Origin of the sequence: Bradyrhizobium sp., assembly GCF_049581145.1 — a bacterium.
Taxonomy (GTDB): Bacteria; Pseudomonadota; Alphaproteobacteria; order Rhizobiales; family Xanthobacteraceae; genus Bradyrhizobium.
In genome coordinates this window covers 1-1659 of record NZ_JBAURI010000907.1, presented here as the reverse complement: position 1 = coordinate 1659, position 1659 = coordinate 1, and the positions used below count along the sequence as shown (strand labels likewise).

The window sequence follows — 1659 nt, the reverse complement described above, 5'->3', positions numbered from 1 at the left end:
CCGGTGAGCTGACCGATGGCTTCCATCTTCTGCGCCTGCCGGACCTGGGCCTCGGTGGCCTCGATCTCGCGAAAACGCTGCACCATCGCTTCGGCCTTGCGGCGCTGCTGGACTTCCTCCTCGAGCGCCGCATAGGCTTGTTGAAGTTGAATGCGTGTCGGCAGCACGAGCAGCCGGGGCAGCATCAGCAACATGACCGCGATGTCGGCTACCGAGATCGGCGCCAGGACACCCTTGACGGCGGACTCGATGCCGTAGGCCGGCACCCACAAGGTGAGGATCGACAGCAGGCGGGACACTCCACAGACCGCGGCGAAGATCACAAGGGCCCAGAACACGCCGCGGAACATCACATCGCGGCGGCGCCGCCAGACGAAGAGCCCGAGCACGAACGCGGTCACAAAACAGGCGGCGGCGACCATGACGTCGGAAACGGCATTCAACCAGATCAATTCCGGCTTCCACAGCAGGCAGGCGCCATGTGGCATGAGCGTCGACATGTCCAGATCTCCAAGATGGGGCTGCAAGGGGCAACCGCGATCCGATCCGTCGTTAAAACAACGATTCAAATCATTCAGGTTTTCGTCAACCGCGCAAGCAGGCCGCCGCCCGGCGCGGGTTCGCACGGTGGTAACGGGCGGCACCAACGAACATCGCCGTTTCGGCAGTCGTCCGGCAACGCTGGGCGCCGCCGATCAATCCGCCGCGTGGCGTTCCCGCATCCGTGCCGTCAGTCACGGTGCTGGTGAAACGGGCTCCGCTTGCTGCAGCCATCGCCATCGTGAGCATGCCGGCGCTATCTAATGACACGGTCTCCTCGGCCACGCGCCGCTTCTCGTCGCCCGGCATGAACGATCGCGTAGACAGCGGTGATGCCGCGCTCGCCTGACAGACTCGCCGCCAGCGGAAATCGCCGGGCAGCAGCCGGGCCAGCTTTGGCCCAGGAATCACGTCCGCCGGTCAAGGATTTCGACATCACGACCGCGGGCATGCCGTGATCGTCCCGGGGTGTGGGACCCGGCGCGCTTCAGAGATTGGGTGAAGCTCGGCGCCGGCGGTCAGAAGCGCTTCGCCGTCAACAGCGAGGACTAGACCGCCAACGTCAGCCCGGCTATATCAGCGCTGCAAATCGCCATGTCTGCAAAACTCCTGGCTCGGCTTGCGACTTCCGAAAAAAGTACTGTGATATCAGTCACTTCGGTGGGGAATGGTGTAACGGTAGCACAACAGACTCTGACTCTGTTTGTCTTGGTTCGAATCCAGGTTCCCCAGCCAGACTCGGCAATCCCACCAACCACCTGATCTAAAATGGCTTTTCACGCAGGCGATGAACCGTGCGGAGCGATCTGGAGCACGATCCCGGACCATGCAACCGGCACCCAAAATCCAGACCGTCCGCCACTCCAGCTTGGCCCGCGACGGGGAAAAGCCCCGCGACGAGGTGGATCAGGTCGACGCCATGCTCCCAGGCAAGATCAAATCAGCCGAGATGCTCGGAATCGGCAATTGCTGATTCCATACAATGTCGCCCAGCATTCCGGAATGATCTCGCCCACCATTGCAGGATGATGTGGCCCTTGTGATCGCGACTCGCCCTCCTGAGAAAATGAGATACTGGTACGCGTGCCGGTCAGCGAAGCCTCCAACCGGCGCGCTCAG

1 protein-coding gene, 1 tRNA gene and 1 pseudogene are annotated in these 1659 nt (G+C 62.3%); 1 reads left to right on the top strand and 2 read right to left on the bottom strand.

Annotation, left to right across the window (positions count from 1 at the left end):
• Positions 1-644, bottom strand: a pseudogene (locus tag WCB02_RS29755) (hypothetical protein); the annotation flags it as partial.
• Between the two features lie 557 nt (positions 645-1201).
• Between WCB02_RS29755 and WCB02_RS29750 the strand changes: the two are divergent.
• Positions 1202-1275: transfer RNA gene (locus tag WCB02_RS29750), tRNA-Gln, on the top strand.
• A 171-nt stretch (positions 1276-1446) separates the two neighbouring features.
• Here WCB02_RS29750 and WCB02_RS29745 read toward each other — a convergent pair.
• Positions 1447-1659, bottom strand: a 213-nt coding sequence (locus WCB02_RS29745; protein WP_423963533.1) for a hypothetical protein, incomplete at its 5' end; no start/stop codon positions are given.